The organism is Bradyrhizobium sp. JR4.1 (genome assembly GCF_040548605.1).
GTDB classification, from domain to species: domain Bacteria; phylum Pseudomonadota; class Alphaproteobacteria; order Rhizobiales; family Xanthobacteraceae; genus Bradyrhizobium; species Bradyrhizobium canariense.
Genome location: NZ_JBEPRY010000004.1, coordinates 311,666 through 330,482, shown reverse-complemented (window position 1 = coordinate 330,482; position 18,817 = coordinate 311,666). Strand labels below are relative to the sequence as shown.

Sequence of the window (18,817 nt, the reverse complement as noted above, 5' to 3'; positions counted from 1 at the left end):
ATGTTTTCCCGACGTGATTTGCTGGCCATGTCCGCGGCAGGCGCCGCCATGGTCGGCTCCGGCGCACAGGCCGCGACCTTCGGCAATCCGGACGAGCCGCCGCAAGGCGCGATCAACGCCAGGAGCCCTGGAAGCCTGACCGATCCTGGTCCGCAGAACCCGGCTCTCGCCGGACAGTTTCCCTCCGTCCAAACCCCGCCCGCGACCGACATCGGTGGCCTGCCGATGGATTGGGCTTCGTTCAACAACGCACCGAAGCGGATTCAGAACGGCGGCTGGGCACGGCAAGTCACCGTCGAGGATTTCGCGATCTCGAAGGAGATCTCCGGCGTCAACATGCGGCTGTCCGCCGGCGGCATCCGCGAGCTGCACTGGCATCAGGCGGCCGAATGGGCGATCATGACCTACGGCAGTTGCCGTATCACCGCGCTCGATACGCAGGGACGCCCCTATATCGGCGACCTCAAGGCCGGCGACCTCTGGTATTTCCCGCCGGGCGCGCCGCATTCGCTGCAAGGCCTGGGTCCCGACGGCTGCGAATTCGTGATCTGCTTCGACGACGGCCACGCCAATGAGTTCAACACGCTCCTCGTGACCGATTGGCTCGCCCATACGCCGCCCGAGGTGCTGGCGAAGAATTTCGGCGTTCCGGCCGACGTGTTCGCGAAGATCCCGCTGCACAATCGCTGGATCTTCCAGGGTACGGTGCCCGGCGATCTCGCCGCCGATCGCGCCGCAATCGCCACGAATGCGGAAGCACCGCCCTATCCGTTCATCCATTCGCTCGGCAGTTCGGCGCCGATGAAAGAGAGCTCCGCCGGCAGCATCCGCGTCGCCGACAGCAGCAACTTCAAGGTCGCCACCACCGTCGCCGCGGCGCTGGTGACTATGCCGCCGGGAGCGGTCCGGGAGATGCACTGGCATCCGAACGCCGACGAGTGGCAGTACTACATCAAGGGCAAGGCGCGGATGACGGTGTTCGACACCGGCCCCAACGCGCTGACGACGGATTTCTCGGCCGGCGACATCGGCTATGTCCGGCGCAATCTCGGCCACTATATCGAGAATGTGGGTGACACCGAATTGCAGTTCGTCGGCGTGTTCCGTGCGCCCCGCTACGAGGAGGTGTCGCTCTCCAACTGGCTGACGCACACGCCCCCCAGCCTGGTCGCCCAGCATTTCAACATCGACGAGAAGCTGATCGCCCAGTGGCCGGACAACAGCCCAGGCGTCATGCCGAAGGCCCGAACATAAGGAGCGTCTGACATCGGCGCCCCGTTTCGAAGTCTCCGGGCTCGAATGGTCAGCCTTGGTCTCGTCGATGGCGATGCCGTCGGCAGAACCAAAGAACGTGCATCGACGATGCAATCGGCAGGGCAAGGCTCCACGCGCCCAGCCACCTCGTCGCGCAGCTGCCGAGGGCGGCTCCCAACAGGAACATCAGGCTGAGCAGGAGCATGACTCCGGCGCCACGTGCCGCATCACGATCGGATGTCGCAACGGACTGGTCGATGGCGCGGAACATGTTGCCGGTGACGGTAGTCGAGAGATACTTCCAACGCTCCACCTGCCTGAAGCTCGCCGACTGCAGCGCGACACCGAACGAGATTCCGAGGATCGCGACCATATCCGGAACGTGATGAAGCAAGAGCATCGCCGCCGCCAGGCAGACGATCTCTCCGACGAGGCAGCGCAGCGGCGCCTGGATGCGGATCGCGATCGACGCGCCGAGGAGAAACGCGACCATCGGGAGCAGATGGTGGGCCGCCTGCTGCCATTGGCCGGACATCGCGTAGACACCGACGAATACGACATTGCCGGTTTGCGAATTGGCAAACACGCCACCAAGCGAGAGCCAGGTAAAGGCGTCGAGGAAGCCCCCTGACATGCTCAGTACCGATGCGACGAGAAGGGATCGCTCCGGAGCATAGATGCCGATGGGCGCCTCGACGTCCGACGCGGAAGATGCGGCTTGCATCGCCATACTGGTCGGCCCGCGGGGTCAGCACTCGGTGCGTCGCGCAGCCTCGTCAGGCAGCAAGACGCGGCACGGGTGCGTGAAGACGCCATATCCGTCATCGCGGGCGATCGCGAGCAGCGTGATCCCCGCCTCGTCCGCAGTCCGGATTGCGAGTGCGGTCGGCGCGGAAACGGCCACGATGACCGGTGCGCCGATCATGGCCGCTTTCTGCACCATCTCGACCGAAACGCGGCTCGTCAGCAGCACCGCGCCATCGCAAGCCGATGTTCCCTTGCGAACGAGCGATCCGGCAAGCTTGTCGAGCGCATTGTGCCGGCCCACATCCTCCCTGACCGGGCCGATGCCGTTGCGGGGATGCCAGAAGGCCGCAGCGTGGACGGACCGCGTTTGCTGATTCAGGATCTGGAGGGGAGACAGCGCCAGCATGGCGCCCAGCAGGTCCCGCGCATGAAAGGCAATGCCGCGGCCCTGGATCCGTGCCGACGCGCGGCGCGCCTGTTCGAGGCTCTCGATGCCGCATAGCCCGCATCCGGCCGGACCGCTGATGGCGCGACGGCGCGCAGCCAAGATCGCGGCGCGGTCGCCATGGAGCCACATCCGCACTTCCATGCCGAGCTCGTTCGAGATCAGTTCGATGCTCCTGATCTCGTCTGCGCGGTCAATGATTCCTTCGGTGAGGCTGAAGCCGAAACCGAAATCCTCCAGATCGGCCGGCGTCCCCATCATCACCGCATGAGTCGATCCGTTGTAGGTGAGCGCGATGGCGCTCTCCTCGGCGACAAATCGCGACGTCGACCTCGTGCGGCCGCCGCGCCAGGCAATCTCCCGCTGCTTCGTATACGTCGACTCCGTCATCATGCCCGATACCGTTGCCGGCTAGGGCGAATGTCGGGAGGAGTGAACGAAGCCAGGATCGGGTGATACGGTATGATGACTCCGGCCTTCGAATTCGACATGTCAGCCATGGTTCGACTCTCGTTCGCACGACCGGTCCGCCGGCAATGAATGAGCGCAAGCTTACAAGGACCTGCCCGGGGCTATCTTTTGAGGATGCAGTGACGGCATGCCCCGCACCTACGAACTCGGACCACTCCGGCCGGTCTCGTACAAGAACCAGATCCGCCGTTCCGTCTCGTCGATCCAGTTTTCCAGCAGGCTTGCGGTAGCGACATCGCCGTATTCGTCGCAGAGCTCGTGGACCCGGCGCATTTCTCGCGTCAGTTGCTGGTTGTCGCTGCGCAGCTCGGCCAGCATGTCCTGCGGATCGACGTAATCCGCGTCGTTGTCCAGAATGCGCTGCTCGCGCGCGATCTGGCCGATCGAGCGCAGCGTGGTTCCGCCGATCTTGCGTGCCCGCTCGGCAATGTCGTCGGTCATGGCAAAGATCTGCTCGGCCTGCTCGTCGAGCATGAGGTGGTAGTCGCGAAAGTGCCTACCCGACACGTGCCAGTGGAAGTTCTTGGTCTTCAGGTACAGCGCAAAGACATCAGCCAGCAGCGCTCTCAGCGCGGCTGGAACGTCCCGGTTCGCATTGGCCCCGAGATCCGTCGGGCTTTGGAGATCTGCTTTGGTCATTGTCGTCATCCTTGCTGGAGGTTTAGAAATTTGAGGTGCGGATTTCGCCGGCACGCGAAGCGCTCATTCCGCCGGCGTCGTCCTGTTCCGCAGTCGAAAGGGTGCGATCGTCCCGAACACGCCGTCGCGGCGAACCAAAGCGTGGAACAGCGCCGCCGCCAGATGCAGTAGCACGAGGGCAAAGAACGCGAAGCCCAGGTAAAAATGAGCATTCCATAGCAATGTGTGCACGCGGTCGCTCTGCGGCAGCAACGCCGGAATTCGAATCCCGCCATACAGGACGACTGGATAAGCCGCAGCCCAAAGCATGCCGAGACCCAGCAACGGCATGACGATCATGAAGCCATAGAGGAGCCGATGCGACAATCTTGCTCCCAGCTTGATCGCCGGCGGAAGATCTGCCGGCAACGGCGGCGCGCCGTAATGGAGCCGCAGCGCCAGCCTGATCACAACGAGGACCAGAAGCGTGACGCCGAGCGTCTTGTGGATCAGGATGAGCGGCAAGTACTTCGGCGCCACGGTGGACACCATGCCGACGCCGATGAAGAACATGGCAACGATACAGGCTGCCATCAGCCAGTGCAGCAGCCGCTGGATCAGGGCGAAACGATGCGGAGCGTTGCTCATGGCCTCGCCGACTCGGTTCGCGGATAGTCGCCGGCTTCGGCCGCACGCAAATCGTAGGACTTGCGGTAGACCGACGAGCGCGCGGCCGGGAAAGGATCGTCCGACAGCCGGATTCCCCGCGGCAGCACGGTCGGATCGAAGTTGATGTCGCGGCAGGGTCCATCCCGCTCGGGTTCGATCCGCTGCACGACAAGCGTTCCGAGCTGCACCGTACGGCGCCCCTCGGGCCAGGCCTTGCTCGGGTCCGCGGTCGGATCGCCGGGATCGGCGACCGTCGTGACCATGGTCCAGCGCTGCGGGCCGGCGGTCCGGATTCGCTCCACTATCTCTTGCTCGAGAAAATCCGGGCCGCGCTTTTCCAGCTCGGCTTGCGAAACCGGAACGGGCTGCACAGTGGGCAGCAGCGACCATCGCACCGCGTGCTCCCCGCCCTTCGCGTTCGTGAAGATGAAACTGTTGAGCCCGTGGTAAGGCTCCTCCGTATAGCTGGTGGTCCAGGGCGCCGTCTTCGCCCAGGTCGCGAAGGCGGCAAATTCCGGATTTGCGTGGATGAAAATCTTCATCGCCTCCGGCTCCTTCTCGGCGGATGCGATCAGCAGGTCGTGAAACGCCTGCGGCGTGGACACTGCAAAGAACGGCGGGTTGATCAGGGCCATCCGCCACTCTTCGCCATCCGCTGCGGCGATCTGCAATCCCAAACCGCGCACACGGACAGTTGCATCCACGGCGTTCGGATCCGCAGTGCCGAGATTGAAGCGACCCAGCGCCGGATACGTGCCGCGTTCGAAGACCTTGGCCCGCGAAAGTTCTACGCCGTTTCCGTTGGCCTCGAAGATGCCGGTGAAGCAGATCCCCTTCGCATGATTTCGCCGGTGCCCGAGCGGTGCGCCGCTCGGAGGCGTCAGCGCCGCAATCATCTGCTCCGGCGTCAGGCGCCCCGGCGAGAGCCAGCCCGCAGTGTACGCGAACGCCGCAGCCCCGCCTCCGAGGATGGCCGCTATCAACACGAGCGGTCCGAGTCCCGAACGCGGCAGTTTGCCTGATTGATTCATCGCTTCTCCTCGTAACGAGCGAGCTGACACAGACGCGTCACACGGCCCGTTCTGCCGAGCGGCTCTTGTAGTCGGCGGCCACAGCCGCGATCTTCTGAAAGCCAACGCCAATTTCGCGAAGGCACGTTCGAGCCTGCCCGGTCCGCGGGAGACCCGTCCTCATCCGCTTTCGGGCTTTCTCGAAATATTTCGTGCGATCTGGAAATCAGCCGCCGGGCTCGAAAGACCCGTCTTGCGCCCGGCTGTATTTCAGGAACTCTTCGCACAAGGCCAGGGATCAATCGCCAAACGACGAACGTGTCGCGATGGCGCTGGCGTCTTTGCGGAAGGTGGAATGCGATTGGGATTCGAATGGGCAAAGTGATCATCGTCACAGGAGCTGCGAACGGCATCGGACGAAGCACCTGCAGGAAATTGGCACAGGCCGGCCACACGGTCTACGTTTCAATGCCGGAAGTGGATGAGCACGGCGGCGCGGATGGCGGAGCCGAGGACGGCAAGCGTGGCGCGGACCTCCGAACCATCGCGTTCGACGTCTCCTCCGAAGCCTCCGTCAACTCGGCTATCGACGCCATCGTCGCTGAGAACAACCGCCTCGACGTGATCGTGCACAATGCCCGCCAGGTCCTCTACGGGCCGGCGGAGGCCTTCACACCGGCCCAGCTTGCCGAACTCTACGACACCAACGTGCTGAGTGCGCAACGGCTCAATCGGGCCGCGTTGCCACAGTTGCGCAAGCAGGGCCATGGCCTGCTGATATGGGTCTCGTCGAGCAGCGCGCGAGGCGGCTCGGTTCCTTTCCTGGGCGCCTATGCTTCCTCAAAGGCCGCCCTGGATGCGCTGGCGCTCGGCTATGCCGGCGAGCTCGCGCGTTGGGGTGTCGAGACAACCATCGTCGTTCCCAGCGCGCTCGGGCCCGGCCACTACATTCGCTCCGGCCGGCCGCTGGACACCGTTCGGGCAGAGGAATACGCGGATGGTCCGACGGCCGATTTGAGCGAGATCGCGCTGTCGGCACTTGGGCAGCTTCCGGCGAAGGATCGAACTCCGCAAGACGTCGCGACCGCCATAGCCGATATCGTCGATATGCCATTCGGACAGCGTCCGCTACGCGTTCATTTCGGTCCGGACGACGACGGGGCTGCAGCCGTCGACACCGTCGCCGACAGCGTCCGCGCGGAACTGCTCCGCCGGATCGGACTGGAAGACATTCTCAAGCCGACATTGATCGGATAAGGCGCGCATCGTGGCGCCGCACATCCAAGCCTCAGACGAAAGTGATAGAGCCCGATGCTTTACCCCGAAACTACCGGATGTTACCGTTTAAGGGCCACTGCGTTCACACGTCTTGGTGTGCTTCCAAGTCATAGAACGTGACGAGTCGTGCGCCGGGTTGATATCCGAAAATGGTCCCCCGCTGGCAAAGCAACGACATGATGGCCCAAGCCGGCCGCTCCGCTCAAGACGAGTCCGCCCATGAGATCTTTCTCTTCGGGCCGTTTCGCCTCGACCTCTCGCAGCGGCGGATTGAACGAAACGGGAGCCCGCTCCGATTATCGGATCGTGCGTTCAACATCCTGCTCGCGCTGGTCCGGCAGGCCGGCAACGTCGTCAGCAAGACGGATCTGATAGCCACGACATGGCCGGGTGCCAACGTCGAGGAAAACAGCCTGCGTGTCCATATCGCCGCACTCCGCAAAGCACTCGGAGACGGCGATGCCGGCGCCAGATATCTGAGCACGGTCTCCGGCCAAGGCTACTGCTTCGTCGCCGCGGTCTCACGCCCCAAACAGAAGCAAGCTGCGCCGACCAATCCGACTTATGTCCACAACTTGCCGGCGCATCCCCGGCAGATGGTGGGGCGTGAGCATACCATTCAGGACATCTCGGAAAGTCTGAGAGCCCACCGCTTCGTCACGGTTGTCGGCCCCGGCGGCATCGGCAAGACCACGGTCGTCATTTCCGCGGGCCACGCCCTGCTCGCGGAATTCGCCGGACATGTCCACTTCATCGGTCTCGGCGAAACCGGCAACGCCGCTCCGGTGCCGGCGATCGTCGCATCGTCACTTGGACTGCCGGCGCGATCGAATGATCCGGCGAGCAGCCTGGCAGCATTCCTGCGCGACAGGCGCATGCTGCTCATTCTGGACTGCTGCGAGCATGTCATCGAAGCAACGGCGGCGCTGGCCGAGCGGCTCTACCAGGCGGCCCCGGAGCTGCACATCCTGACCACGAGCCGGGAGTTGCTGCGCGTCGAAGGCGAGTTCACATACCGTCTCCCGCCGCTCCCGAGCCCGCCGGAGAAGGCCGTTCTGACGGCCGCGAACGCCCTCGCTTACCCATCCGTGAAACTCTTCGTGGAGCGTGCGACTGCAGGAGGCGGCGAGTTCACGCTGACGGATGCGAACGCCCCGGACGTCGGCAACCTCTGCCGTCGGCTCGACGGCATCCCGCTTGCCATCGAACTCACCGCCGGCCATGTGGGCGCATACGGCGCGAGGGCGATGGTCCAGCTCCTCGATCAGCACCTCAATTTGCTGTGGGAGGGGCGACGCACGGCACTGCCCCGACACCGGACGCTGCGCGCAACCATCGAATGGAGCTACAATCTTCTATCCGAACCGGAGCGCGTGATTCTCGGCCGGCTGTCGGTGTTCGTCGGCGGCATGACCCTGGACGCCGCCCGATCGATCGCCGTGGCCACCGAGGACGACGACACGATCCTGGCGATCATCGACGGCCTCGTTGCCAAGTCGATGCTTACACTGAACACCGGCTCGCAACCAACCCGCTACCGCCTTGCCGACTCGACCCGGGCGTACGCGCAAGAGAAACTTGTCACCAGCGGGGACGCTGGCGCGATCTCGCGACGTCACGCCTGCTACTTTCGCGGTCTCCTTGAAAGGATCGGGAGCGAAGCGAACCGAGACCTTTCGGCGGTTGCCGAGGAGTTCGGTAACGTCCGCGCCGCGCTGACGTGGTGCTTCTCCGATCAGGGAGACCGCAAAATCGGCGTGGCGCTCGCTGCGGCATCGATTCCGCTGTTTTTCAAGCTGTCGCTCCTGGCGGAATGCGAACTCTGGGTCACTCGCGCCATCGAAGCACTGGATGAAGCCAATGGAAGCATCAGGCAGGGTCTCGTCCTTCACACTGCGCTGGGCGCCGCCCGCATGCTCACGGGACGGCTCGACGGAGTGGGCGTTAATCATCTCAACCGGGCGCTTGAACTGACCGAGAAGATCGGCGACGTGCAAGGGCAGATCCGTTTGATCGACCAGTTGCACCTGCTGCAATTGTTCGTCGGCAGATATGATGAGGTACTGGCCACCGCCAAACGCGGCGAAGCCGTTGCGCTGACCAGCAACGATCCCATTGCCGTCGCGCGCATGCGCGTGTTGCTCAGCATCTCCTACCAATATCTCGGCAGGTTCGTTGAGTCCCGCTCATACATCGAAGCGGCGTTGCGTCATCCGGGCATGGATGGGGACATCCTTAGCGGCCTCACCCTCGAATACCCTAAACGCGCTCAAATCACCCTTGCGCGCGTCCTCTGGCTTCAGGGATATCCGGATCAAGCAGCGCAAATGGTGCGCCGGGCGATCTCCGACGTGATCGCGACGAACCATCCGGTCATGTTCTGCCGAGCGTTAGCATGGGCATTCGACGTCTTCTTCTGGAATGGCGATCTGGCGGATTGCGAAGAACACATCGACAGGCTCGTCGTGGAGGCTCGAAGGCACAACCTCGCCATTCTCCAGATGGTCGGCGAGGCGATGAAGGGGATTACGCTGCTGGCCCGAAGCGAGACCGGCATCGGGCTCGCTATGCTGAAAGGCTCGATCGACAAGCTGCAGAGCCAGAGCTTCGGTGCGGTGGCAGGGTTGCGCATGTCCCTCGCCGATGCCTTGTCGGCTACAGGTCACGGTGACGAAGCCCTCGACACCATTGATCAGGCGATTGCCCAGGCCCGGCACTGCAACTTCATGATGGAGATGCCCGACATGCTGCGCGCAAGGGCTGAAGCGCTGATGCACAAGAGCAATCCGGATCTTTCGCAGGCGGAGATGAGCTTCGTGCAGGCGCTCGACCTCGCTCGTCATCAAGGAGCGCTGGGCTATGAGCTTCGCGCGGCGATCGGGCTTGCGAGACTATGGCAGCGAGGCGGTCGCTGCCAGGAGGCGCACGATATGCTTGCGTCCGTCTATCTGCGATTTACCGAGGGCTTCGATACGCGCAGCCTCAAGATGGCGAGAGCGTTGCTTGCCGAGCTGAATCCGGCGCGCCCGTACGCGTCTGCGGCCAAATGATCCTCTCCTGATCCATAAGCGCCTTTTGCCCCGACCGATGCGGTGCTCGCCGAGGCTGCACCGGCATCCGATTGGTTGAATCGGATGCCGCTCCCCGGGGCATCTAGGACCTACGATCCGAGCTTCGCCAGCATTGCACGCGCGTCGCGGAGGTCCGCCGTCTCGAAACCTTCAGTGAACTTGCCGTATGCGGACGCGAGAACACGGCGTGCATCGGCCGGATGCCCCTCCCTCACTTTCAATCGTGCCACACTGATCGCCGTTCTCAGCTCCCAAGCCAAGGCGCCCTGGCTCCGCGCCACCTCGAATGCCCTGTCGAAGGCCTGCGCGGCGGCGATCGCCGAGCGGTGCTCGCCGGGAAGCAGCAGCAATTCGCCCTTGATGCGCCAGAGTTCGGCGACGTACCACCCCTCGTCCCTGGCCTCGCATCGCGCGAGCGCCTCGTCGGCGGTCGCAAGGCCTTGCGATACCTCGCCGGCGTCGCCGAGACATACCGCGAGTTCACCGAGGGGAAGCAGAAAGCGCGGCAGGTGGCGCGCCTCGCCCGCGAGCTCAAACGTCTTGCGCAGCAGGGGCAATCCGGTCGCGAGGTCACCCCGGCGCGAGATCAGCATTCCTCTGAAGGCGCGCGCCCACAGATTCCACAGGCGGATCGGATGTCGCTCGGTGTGTTCGAGCAGCATCGTACAATAGCGCTCGGCGGCGTCGAGATCGCCGGCCAGGAACGCAATCGGGCAGGCACCCTGGCCGAGGACGCTGCAAAACGTGAGTGCGTGACCACTGGTCCGGCCTTCCTCGACGTTGTGCTCGACGACGCTCAAGGCCTGATCCGCGAGGCCGAGCAACCACAGGATCCGCGCCTGGAAATAGCGCGTCGAGACCCGCAGGTCGAACCGGAAACGAATGACCTGCGGCTTTGCCGCAAGTTCCGAGAGCCGCGACAGGGTTCGGCCGATATGATGATAGGCGAGTCGCTGGTCGCCGCGATAATGCAGCGTGGTTGCGAGAAGGCGGTCGGCCATCATGCGATCGACGGGATTGCCGGAATCGGCCACGACCTCCGCGAAGCGATTAGCAAATTCAAGCGCCTTGTGGAATTCGCCGTTATTGAACTGATCGATGCAGAGCCCCCACAGCGCGCGCAGCAGGTAATCCCTGTCACCGAGCTGCTCGGCGAGCTGTAGGGTCGCAGCCCAGGCGGGACCGGCCTCCCGGGCCCTGCCAACACCGTACATCAGTGACCAGCCGCGCGCGGCCGACAGCTGCATCCGAAGTCGCGGCGCGTTTGCAGCCGTCGGATCGAGGCGCGCCAAAGCGAGTTCGGTCCGCTCGCGGCATTCGGCGAGCAGCGACAATTGCACCCAGAGCGGGACCGCGGCCGCCGTCAGGGCGGCCCCGACTTGCGAGTCCCCGCCGGGGGAGAAGGCCCAATCGAGACTCGTTCGCACGTTGTCGATGTGTCGGCCATAGAGGGTGAGCCACTCCGCCTGCGGCCTCACTTCGCTGTCGGCTTCGGCGCTGGCAAAGAATCCGCAGTAGTATTTCGCCTGGCGGTAGGCTGCGCCGGGATGTTCTCCGCCGGCACGTAGCTTCTCCAATGCATAGGCACGCGTCGTATCCAGCAGACGATAATGCGGGCTGTCGCCGCAAATATCCGCGAGAACGAGCGACTTTGCCACCAGCCTGGCAAGCTGGCCGGTCACATCGCCGATGTTCTCGCCAGCAACAGCAATCACTGCATTGAGCTGGAACTCGCCGGCGAATATGCCGAGCTGCCGGAGCAGCCACGCCTCGTCGTCCGGCAAGAGGTCGTAGCTCCAGTCGAGCGTTGCGCGTAGCGTTTGCTGCCGCGGCAACGCCGTGCGCCGGCCGGTCGTCAGGAATTTGAACCTGTCATCGAGAAGTGACGCGATCTTCGGCGGGCTAAGCATGACTGCGCGCGCCGCCGCAAACTCGATCGCCAGCGGAATGCCGTCGAGCCGGCGGCAGATGGATGCGATGGCGCCGATGTTCTCCTCGTCGGGTACAAAACTCGAACCCAGCGCCTTCGCTCTGCTCGTGAACAATTCCACTGCGCTATACGCGGAAGCGTCAGTGGGCTCGTGCCAGGTTTCAGGCGGTACGCCCAGAGGAGGCACGCGGTAGACATGTTCCCCCTCGATACGCAGCGCCTCCCGGCTTGTCGCAACAATGACCGTCCCCGCACAGTGGCTGACAACCAACTCGGCCACCTGCGCCACGGCGTCGATGACATGTTCGCAATTGTCGAGAATGAGCAGCAATGGCCGAGAGCCGATCGCGCGCGCGATGGCATCAGGCGAGATCTCCTCGCCCTCGAGCTTGGTGCCGAGGACACTGGCGATGACCGAGCAGACGAGCTTCGGATCGGACAGTGGGGCCAGCTCGACCAGCAACCGGTCAGCCACAAAGCCGGGCGGCGGCGTTCTGGCGACCTCTAGCGCGAGCGACGTCTTTCCGATGCCGCCAGGCCCGACCAGGCTCACGATGCGATAGGCCGACAGGAGCCGCCACAAATGTGCGATCGCAGCCGTTCGGCCGATGAGATCGAATGATGCGCTGGGAATGTTGATCGACGGCAGCAGGCCGGTTGCGGCAGATTGTAGCGGGGTGTCCGTATGCTGAACCCGCCATGCTCCCAGCAAACGATAACCGCGGCCAACGCTGGTTGACAACATGTCGCGGTCGGAACCGAGCGCCTTTCGGATCGCAGCGATATGCACGCGAAGTGCACTCTCCTCGACAAAGACGCCCCGCCAGACCCGCTCCTTCAGGTCGTCCCTGGTGACGAGCTGGCCCTGCGCCTGAACCAATTCCGCAAGAATCTCAAAGGCACGCCCCCCCAACGGAACGAGTTCGCCGTTCGAGCGCAATTCGCGTCTGGCAAGATCGATTTCCCATTCCGCGCAAATGTAGACGGGACGCTGGCCCGGCTCAGCCATCATTGGGACAGCCCCAAGCGGTTTCGTCATTTTCAGTCCAGCTTACCACCAACCCCGTCGAAAGACACAGGTAGCCGGGCGGCGCGGCCGCCGGCCCCTGTCTCTCAATGCGCGCCGTTCAGCAGCCGCGGCAGATCGATCCTTCCAGCATCTTCTCAAGCCGGGCATCTTCCTTGTCGATGGTCTGGTCTGTGCCAAGCAACGGCCCCTTCATCGCGTGACCACCGCCGTCGGACGACGAAAGCGCAGTGCCCAGCGAGTTCGTGCCCGGCGCGGCGGCGCTCGTCCCGAGCGCACCGCCGCTCTCCATCGACATATGCGATCCCATGCCGCCGCGGGCGGACGCGGTGCCCGAAAGCGCAACGCAGGCGAGGACGCAAACAACAGCAAATGATTTCATTGCTCACACTCCAGGTATTCAAACTATCCGCCTCCCAGAAACGGACACCGGACGCGTTTGACTACGCACAAACGCGCGAGAATCCTGACAAGCGTGACAGACTCTTCCCGCAGGAGTGATTCAGATCCACCGGGACTTTCCGCTCCGACGACCTAGATCATTTTCATCAAAAAAACTTCGGAAACGCCACCAGCCGAGCAGCGATCATCGCCAAGCGACTCTCCGCACGGAGCAAACAATGGAGAATCGCTATGAGTGTATTCAAGATTCTAATCGCAGCGGCGCTACTCTCAACGGCAACGATATCGTCGGCGTCCGCAGCCTGGTCTTTCGCTGATCAGGAGCCGGCAGCCTTTGCATCGATGTACCCCGATCGCGACGTGCTGAATGGCGGCGCACTGACGCCCGCCGGGCGAATGGGTCTCGAACGGCCGGGCGGTGGCGCGCCCGTCTTCGGCATAGGCCAATTTCGCGACCACAACTGGCATCGATGACGAGATACCACAATCCAGTATTCTGCTTCCTGCAGGTGCGGATGATGGTGCCGGTAATCCGGGAGTGCGACCGCGCCATGCGGCGCACCCTGCCGGCTTCGCGGCAGGGCCGATTGCATCGATTCGGATAGCCGACCCAAAAACTGCGAAACTTAACAGTTCTTCAGCATCCGCAACCGGGCGCGTAGCGCCGTCCGCGCTATAGTCGCTACGCCGACTGCTGCACGCGCTCGTCCGCCGCCTCGAGCGGGCGCGGCCGAGCCACGCCTCGTCAGGGTTGGCATGTGCAAAGACCGGCAGCGCCATGGAGGCATCGCTTGATCGCAGGCAGGACTGGTTATTCGATTTCGGGCAACGCGTGGCGCCTGGGAAAGCTCTTCATCTCCTGCGCTGCGCTTGCAGTCGGCAGCGCTTCCGCGGAGCCACGATATGATCCCGGCGCAAGCGACACCGAGATCCGGATCGGCAACATCATGCCCTACAGTGGCCCGGCATCTGCTTACGGCATCATCGGCAGGACGATGAGCGCGTATTTCCGCATGGTCAACGACAATGGCGGGATCAACGGCCGGAAGATCAATTTCATTTCATACGACGACGCCTACAGTCCATCCAAAGCGGTCGAGCAAGCGCGACGGCTCGTCGAGGACGACGAGGTGCTTGCGATCTTCGCTCCGTTCGGCACGGTCAGCAACGCAGCGATCCAGAAATACATGAATAGCCGGCATGTGCCGCAATTGTTCGTTATCACCGGAGCATCGCGCTGGGCGGATCCCGAGCACTTTCCGTGGACCATCGGCTGGCAACCGAGCTACCGAACCGAAGCACGCATCTATGCGGACTACATTCTGCGGCACCATCCGGGGGCAAGGATCGGTATCCTGTACCAGAACGACGACTTTGGACGCGACTATCTGCTCGGCCTGAAGGACGTGCTGCAGGACCAGTACGCGCAAATGGTGATTGCCAGCCAATCATATGAGGTCAGCACCCCGACGATCGACTCCGAGGTCGCCGCGGTCAAGGCCGCTGCGCCCGACATATTCATCGACGTCGCAACACCCAAATTCGCCGCCCAGGCGATCAGGACGCTCGCCGAGCTGGACTGGCGTCCCATCCACATCGTGACGAACGTCTCGGTCTCGGTCGGCGCGGTGCTGAAGCCCGCCGGACTGGACAATGCGAAGGGAATTCTCAGCGCGGGGTATCAGATGGACGTGACTGATCCGCAGTGGGACAGCCATCCGGGCATGCAGCATTTTCGCGCGTTCATGGCGAAATACTATCCGGAGGCAGATCGATCGGAGAGCGGGCCGCTGGTGGCCTTCAACATGTCGAGTGCACTCGTGGAGGTGATCAGGCGTTGCGCCGACGATCTCACGCACGAAAGGATCATGCGCGTGGCCACCGATCTCGATCTCGACCTCGAAGCCTACATTCCCGGTGTTCGCATAAAGACATCACCGACGGACTTTCGTCCGATCGAGCAGCTCCGGATGATGCGCTTCACCGGCGAAAGATGGGAATGGTTTGGCCAACTGCTGGATGGACGCACGGACCAGGCGACGTCCTCACCAAACTAGCGCGCGAACCTCCCTGTCGGATGAGCCGTCGATGTTTGAATTCAACGCACCGCGACGGCTTCGTGCAAAGAGGAAAATGTTCGTTCGATCAACACTGCGGATCCGGCGCATGCATGCACATGTCTCAGGTGCGGGCCGAGGCGCTCTCGGCGTCGCTTTCTCAAGGAGATGTTCGATGACGACACTGAAGTTCTTGTCGGCCGGATTCGTGGTCGCGGCCATGATTGCCTCCCCCGCGATGGCCCGCGAAGGCAACGCGAAGCGTACCAATGTCGAGGCTTATGCGTCGGCTCAGCGCGTGCCGGCCTCCGCCAAGCGCGGCTGCGCCCGTGCTCCCGACGTCGGTGCGTACGCGACCGCCCCCTGGCGCCGGCCGCCCTGCGAGCCCACCTCGGGCTATTGAGTTCGCGAACCGGAGCAAGTCCGGTTGACGCCGACCGGAAGTTGATCGCCTCAACGTTCCGGATTTTGACCTCTCGGCGGAAGGAAGGACGGCGGCTCACGACCAGGCCGCCGTTCTTGCGACTGGTGCACGTCTCCTGGAAGCATTTGGGCTCCGGAGTTCTTGCGCTGACGATTCTCGGCGATGCCGAGTAAATGATGCTTCCTTTGATGGCATCAGGTTCCCTCCGAGGGACCCTTTCCATTCTGACACGCGCCCGAACGTCGTCACGAATTCGTGTATCGATCACCAACGTGTCGGGTGTCAGCATTGATAATGAACGAAGCCCCGGCGACTGAGCGGGCCTTCTTGACACGCTGACGATCTCCCCTGTAGGAGACCCAACCGCATTGACGCTTTCAAATCCATGCCAGGGATCGGTGACCTCAAGGGGCGGGCTCGTGATTTCCCCCGGATCACGGCGGCGGAATTGAATCACGGGCCCCCTTATGTCGGTTGATCGCACCTACTCTTTCGGACAATGGCATATCGATTGCCAACGAAGAGAGTTGAGGCACAACGACGTCACAGTGCCGATCGGAAGCCGCGCGTTCGAGGTTCTCGAGAGGCTGGTCGGCTCCGCGGGTCTCCTGGTCACCAAGGATGATTTGATCGGAAGCGTCTGGTCGGGCCTGACCGTCGAAGACAACACGCTTCAGGTCCATATCTCGGCCGTCCGCAAGGCACTCGGCGAGGATCGCAATCTCCTCAAGACCGTTTCGGGCCGCGGCTATACGCTCGCCGGGAGTTGGCGAAGCGGGCATCTGGAGCACCCTGCGGCCGCGCCGGTAACGATTGCGGCCGACGCACCCTTTACCAACAACCTGCCGAGCATCCGCGCGCCTCTCATCGGCCGCGAGGATTGCATGAGCCAATTGGTCGATGTGCTTTCGGCATATCGTGCCGTGACCCTGGTCGGCCCCGGCGGCATCGGAAAGACGAAGCTGGCTATCGAGTTGGCGCGCAGCGTCGCACCCGCATTCAACGATTCCGTGGCGTTGGTCGAACTCGCGACCCTGCAGGATGCGGCACTTGCGGCATCCGCATGCGCCCGTGCACTCAAGCTCGCCTCGAACGACAAGGAAGTCTCGGCCGCGAGCATTGCGCAGGCCATCGGAACCCGCCGTCTGCTTCTTGTCCTGGACAATTGCGAGCATGTGATCGAAGTCGCCGCGCAGATTGCCAGTGCCGTGCTTCGCTATTGTCCGAACGTCACCGTGCTCGCGACCAGCCGCGAAGGTCTCCGCATCGACGGCGAATATGTTGCGGCCATTCCGGCGCTGTCGGTTCCCGATCCCGATATGCACGATCCCGACTTGCTGCTGCGGGCAAGCGCAGTGCAGCTGTTCGTCGCGCGAACGCGGGCCCTACGTGCGACCTTCGTTGCGGGCGCGGAGGAGCTCCGGAAGATCGCCGCCATCTCTCGCCGCCTCGACGGCATTCCGCTCGCGTTGGAGTTTGCCGCGGCCCGGGCCGCCAATCTCGGGGTGGACACCGTACTGCTCCGTCTCGATAAGCGCTTCGAGCTCCTGAATGGCGGCCGCCGTGACCAGTTGCCGCGACACCAGACCCTGCGGGCGACCCTGGACTGGAGCTACGACCTTTTGACCCCGGCAGAGCAGCACCTGCTTTGCCAGCTCGCGGTGTTTCCGGCCGGCTTCACGCTCGATGCGGCCAGTGCAATGATGGACGACACTCTGTCGCGGTCGGACGTCATTGAAACCCTGTTCAATCTGGTCGGGAAATCGCTGGTGTCGCTGGACCCCTCATTCGAGGGACGATGGCGGCTCCTGGAGAGCACCCGCGCTTATGCGCTGGAGAAGCTCGCAGAGGCAGGCCTCGTCGAGCGGGCGGCAAGGCGGCAGGCCGGCTTTCTCAGGCAGATCATCGCACCGCTCGGCGATGCCTCTCCCGCTCCCGACGACATCTCCCGTTTCGCTCAGGAGATCGGCAACGTGCACGCCGCGCTCGACTGGGCGTTCTCGCCCGGTGGAGAGACCGCGCTTGGAATCGAACTGACGGCCGGATTCGTTCCGGTATGGATGCAGTTGCTGTCTTTCGTGGAATGCTCGACGCGGATCGAGCACGCGCTTGCGCATTTCGGTCCCGGGTTCACCTGCGTTCCGAAGCTCAAGGCGCAGCTCTATGTCGCGTTGGGTTTCGCACTTCTCAACACGGCGGGAACAGCGGACCGCATGAAGGCGGCGCTGAGCATCGGTCTCGTGCTCGCCGAGGAATTGTCCGATCTCGAGCTTCAGCTCAAGGCGGTCTGGACCTTGTGGAGCTATAATCTCAACTCGGGCCAATATGCCGCGGCCAAGGAGGTTGGCGAACGCTACCTCGAGATCGCGCTACGCACCGGAAATCCCGCCAACGAGGCGGTAGGCCGTCGCCTGATCGGCGCTGCAACGCATTTCTTTGGAATGCAGGAGGATGCACGACGCGAGCTGACGCTGTCCCTGGACCATTCGGCTCACGGATTGAACGGCGGTGCGAACCAGATGTGGTTTTTGCTGAACCAGAGTGTCCTCGCCAAGGCGATGTTGGCGCGCGTCCTGCTGCTGCAGGGAAAGATCGCCCAGAGCAGATCTCTGGCCGCCGAGTGCCTCGAGGAGGCCCAGCGCGAGAAGGACAAGCTTGCGATCGCCTATGCACTCCGCAACGCCGTCTGCCCGATCGCGCTGATGACGCATGATCTTGCCGCCGCCGATCAGGCGATATCCTCCCTTCTCGAACTCGTCACGCGCGAGGGAATAGCTTTCTGGACCAGCTGGACGTCCTGCCTGAAGGGACAATTGCTGGTTCTGCAAGGCAAGCATCACGACGGAATAGCGCTGCTGCGCAGCGGCCTGAAGGCGCGGACCGAGAACGGCTGGCTGATGCGCAATCCCGAGTTTCTCGGATCGCTCGCCGAAGGCCTGCTCGCGATCGGTGAGGCTGCGCAGGCCCTGGCCGCGGTGGAAGAGGCCTTGTCGATGTCGCGGCAAGGCCGGCAATTGTGGTGCCTTGCGGACCTATTGCGGATCAAGGCCGAGATACTCCTGGCCAACGGACCATCCGATCTTTCGCGAGCCGAGGTGCTGTTCGCCGAGGGACTGTCCATCGCCAGGGACCAGCAATGCCGCTTCTACGAGTTGAAAGTTGCGGCTGCGTGGGCAGGGATCATGGCGAAATCGAACCGTCAGCAGACGGCCCTTGATCTTGTGGGCCCGGTGAGCGCGCTGTTCGATCAGGAGATTGACCTTCCCGCACTCGCCTTTGCCCGCACTCTGGCTGAAATACCGGGCATCTCGCTTTCGACATCCGACGGCGACCGGCTCCCATCCTGCACCTGCCATTAGGTTGCGATGCCTTTCGGCCGACACTGCCCTTCACTCCATCTTCCGGACCTTGCGT

General features: G+C 63.3%; 14 protein-coding genes. 7 read left to right on the top strand and 7 right to left on the bottom strand.

The annotated features are described in order from the left end of the window. Nucleotides 1-1,254, top strand: a complete 1,254-nt coding sequence (locus ABIB90_RS13060) for an oxalate decarboxylase family bicupin (RefSeq protein WP_354200799.1) — start codon at nucleotides 1-3, stop codon at nucleotides 1,252-1,254. Between the two features lie 49 nt (nucleotides 1,255-1,303). Here ABIB90_RS13060 and ABIB90_RS13055 read toward each other — a convergent pair whose 3' ends face one another. The 5 genes from ABIB90_RS13055 to ABIB90_RS13035 all read right to left on the bottom strand — a co-directional run bounded on the left by ABIB90_RS13055 (nucleotide 1,304) and on the right by ABIB90_RS13035 (nucleotide 5,235). Beyond that, complete coding sequence (locus ABIB90_RS13055; RefSeq protein WP_354200798.1) at nucleotides 1,304-1,984, bottom strand: YoaK family protein; 681 nt, start codon at nucleotides 1,982-1,984, stop codon at nucleotides 1,304-1,306. 18 nt (nucleotides 1,985-2,002) lie between these two features. Next, entirely contained in the window at nucleotides 2,003-2,839 is an 837-nt protein-coding gene (fdhD, locus tag ABIB90_RS13050; RefSeq protein ID WP_354160334.1) for a formate dehydrogenase accessory sulfurtransferase FdhD, read from the bottom strand. A 216-nt stretch (nucleotides 2,840-3,055) separates the two neighbouring features. Continuing rightward, nucleotides 3,056-3,556 (bottom strand): Dps family protein, encoded by a 501-nt coding sequence (locus tag ABIB90_RS13045; RefSeq protein WP_354200797.1) that lies wholly within the window; start codon nucleotides 3,554-3,556, stop codon nucleotides 3,056-3,058. A gap of 63 nt (nucleotides 3,557-3,619) precedes the next feature. Next, on the bottom strand, nucleotides 3,620-4,183 hold the full coding sequence (locus ABIB90_RS13040; protein ID WP_007596080.1) for a cytochrome b: 564 nt from the start codon (nucleotides 4,181-4,183) through the stop codon (nucleotides 3,620-3,622). Then, nucleotides 4,180-5,235, bottom strand: coding sequence for a catalase family peroxidase (locus tag ABIB90_RS13035; RefSeq protein WP_354200846.1), 1,056 nt, complete (start codon nucleotides 5,233-5,235; stop codon nucleotides 4,180-4,182). The genes ABIB90_RS13040 and ABIB90_RS13035 overlap by 4 nt, the downstream gene beginning before the upstream one ends. Before the next feature lie 351 nt (nucleotides 5,236-5,586). Between ABIB90_RS13035 and ABIB90_RS13030 the strand changes: the two genes are divergently transcribed. Continuing rightward, nucleotides 5,587-6,471 carry an SDR family NAD(P)-dependent oxidoreductase gene (locus tag ABIB90_RS13030; RefSeq protein ID WP_007596085.1) on the top strand — a complete coding sequence of 295 codons (885 nt, stop codon included), beginning with the start codon at nucleotides 5,587-5,589 and terminating at the stop codon, nucleotides 6,469-6,471. Between the two features lie 197 nt (nucleotides 6,472-6,668). After that, the gene (locus tag ABIB90_RS13025) at nucleotides 6,669-9,542 is read left to right on the top strand and encodes an ATP-binding protein (RefSeq protein WP_354200796.1); all 2,874 of its coding nucleotides are present in this window, start codon (nucleotides 6,669-6,671) and stop codon (nucleotides 9,540-9,542) included. 110 nt (nucleotides 9,543-9,652) lie between these two features. Here the strand turns inward: ABIB90_RS13025 and ABIB90_RS13020 are convergent, their stop codons facing one another. Beyond that, nucleotides 9,653-12,505 (bottom strand): ATP-binding protein, encoded by a 2,853-nt coding sequence (locus tag ABIB90_RS13020; RefSeq protein ID WP_354200795.1) that lies wholly within the window; start codon nucleotides 12,503-12,505, stop codon nucleotides 9,653-9,655. 115 nt (nucleotides 12,506-12,620) lie between these two features. Further along, nucleotides 12,621-12,902 carry a hypothetical protein gene (locus ABIB90_RS13015; RefSeq protein ID WP_007596089.1) on the bottom strand — a complete coding sequence of 94 codons (282 nt, stop codon included), beginning with the start codon at nucleotides 12,900-12,902 and terminating at the stop codon, nucleotides 12,621-12,623. 251 nt (nucleotides 12,903-13,153) lie between these two features. Here ABIB90_RS13015 and ABIB90_RS41625 point away from each other — a divergent pair, with 251 nt between their 5' ends. The 4 genes from ABIB90_RS41625 (at nucleotide 13,154) to ABIB90_RS13000 (ending at nucleotide 18,762) form a co-directional block, all read left to right on the top strand. Next, nucleotides 13,154-13,396, top strand: coding sequence for a hypothetical protein (locus tag ABIB90_RS41625; RefSeq protein WP_502918233.1), 243 nt, complete (start codon nucleotides 13,154-13,156; stop codon nucleotides 13,394-13,396). Between the two features lie 317 nt (nucleotides 13,397-13,713). Further along, nucleotides 13,714-14,979, top strand: a complete 1,266-nt coding sequence (locus tag ABIB90_RS13010) for an ABC transporter substrate-binding protein (protein ID WP_502918232.1) — start codon at nucleotides 13,714-13,716, stop codon at nucleotides 14,977-14,979. A gap of 175 nt (nucleotides 14,980-15,154) precedes the next feature. Beyond that, a complete protein-coding gene (locus ABIB90_RS13005; protein WP_219681611.1) occupies nucleotides 15,155-15,382 on the top strand; it encodes a hypothetical protein in 228 nt (75 codons plus the stop codon). Nucleotides 15,383-15,930: 548 nt separating this feature from the next. After that, nucleotides 15,931-18,762: an ATP-binding protein gene (locus tag ABIB90_RS13000; protein WP_354200794.1), complete on the top strand. Its 2,832-nt coding sequence runs from the start codon at nucleotides 15,931-15,933 to the stop codon at nucleotides 18,760-18,762. The last annotated feature ends 55 nt before the right edge of the window (nucleotides 18,763-18,817 follow it).

Excerpts from the sequence above, each read along its gene's own strand:
- ABIB90_RS13060 (WP_354200799.1), top strand. The coding sequence starts at position 1 with ATGTTTTCCCGACGTGATTTGCTGGCCATGTCCGCGGCAGGCGCCGCC.
- ABIB90_RS13020 (WP_354200795.1), bottom strand. The coding sequence starts at position 12,505 with ATGATGGCTGAGCCGGGCCAGCGTCCCGTCTACATTTGCGCGGAATGG.
- ABIB90_RS41625 (WP_502918233.1), top strand. The coding sequence starts at position 13,154 with ATGAGTGTATTCAAGATTCTAATCGCAGCGGCGCTACTCTCAACGGCA.
- ABIB90_RS13015 (WP_007596089.1), bottom strand. The coding sequence starts at position 12,902 with ATGAAATCATTTGCTGTTGTTTGCGTCCTCGCCTGCGTTGCGCTTTCG.
- ABIB90_RS13025 (WP_354200796.1), top strand. The coding sequence starts at position 6,669 with ATGATGGCCCAAGCCGGCCGCTCCGCTCAAGACGAGTCCGCCCATGAG.
- fdhD (WP_354160334.1), bottom strand. The coding sequence starts at position 2,839 with ATGATGACGGAGTCGACGTATACGAAGCAGCGGGAGATTGCCTGGCGC.
- ABIB90_RS13045 (WP_354200797.1), bottom strand. The coding sequence starts at position 3,556 with ATGACCAAAGCAGATCTCCAAAGCCCGACGGATCTCGGGGCCAATGCG.
- ABIB90_RS13035 (WP_354200846.1), bottom strand. The coding sequence starts at position 5,235 with ATGAATCAATCAGGCAAACTGCCGCGTTCGGGACTCGGACCGCTCGTG.
- ABIB90_RS13040 (WP_007596080.1), bottom strand. The coding sequence starts at position 4,183 with ATGAGCAACGCTCCGCATCGTTTCGCCCTGATCCAGCGGCTGCTGCAC.
- ABIB90_RS13055 (WP_354200798.1), bottom strand. The coding sequence starts at position 1,984 with ATGGCGATGCAAGCCGCATCTTCCGCGTCGGACGTCGAGGCGCCCATC.
- ABIB90_RS13030 (WP_007596085.1), top strand. The coding sequence starts at position 5,587 with ATGGGCAAAGTGATCATCGTCACAGGAGCTGCGAACGGCATCGGACGA.
- ABIB90_RS13005 (WP_219681611.1), top strand. The coding sequence starts at position 15,155 with ATGACGACACTGAAGTTCTTGTCGGCCGGATTCGTGGTCGCGGCCATG.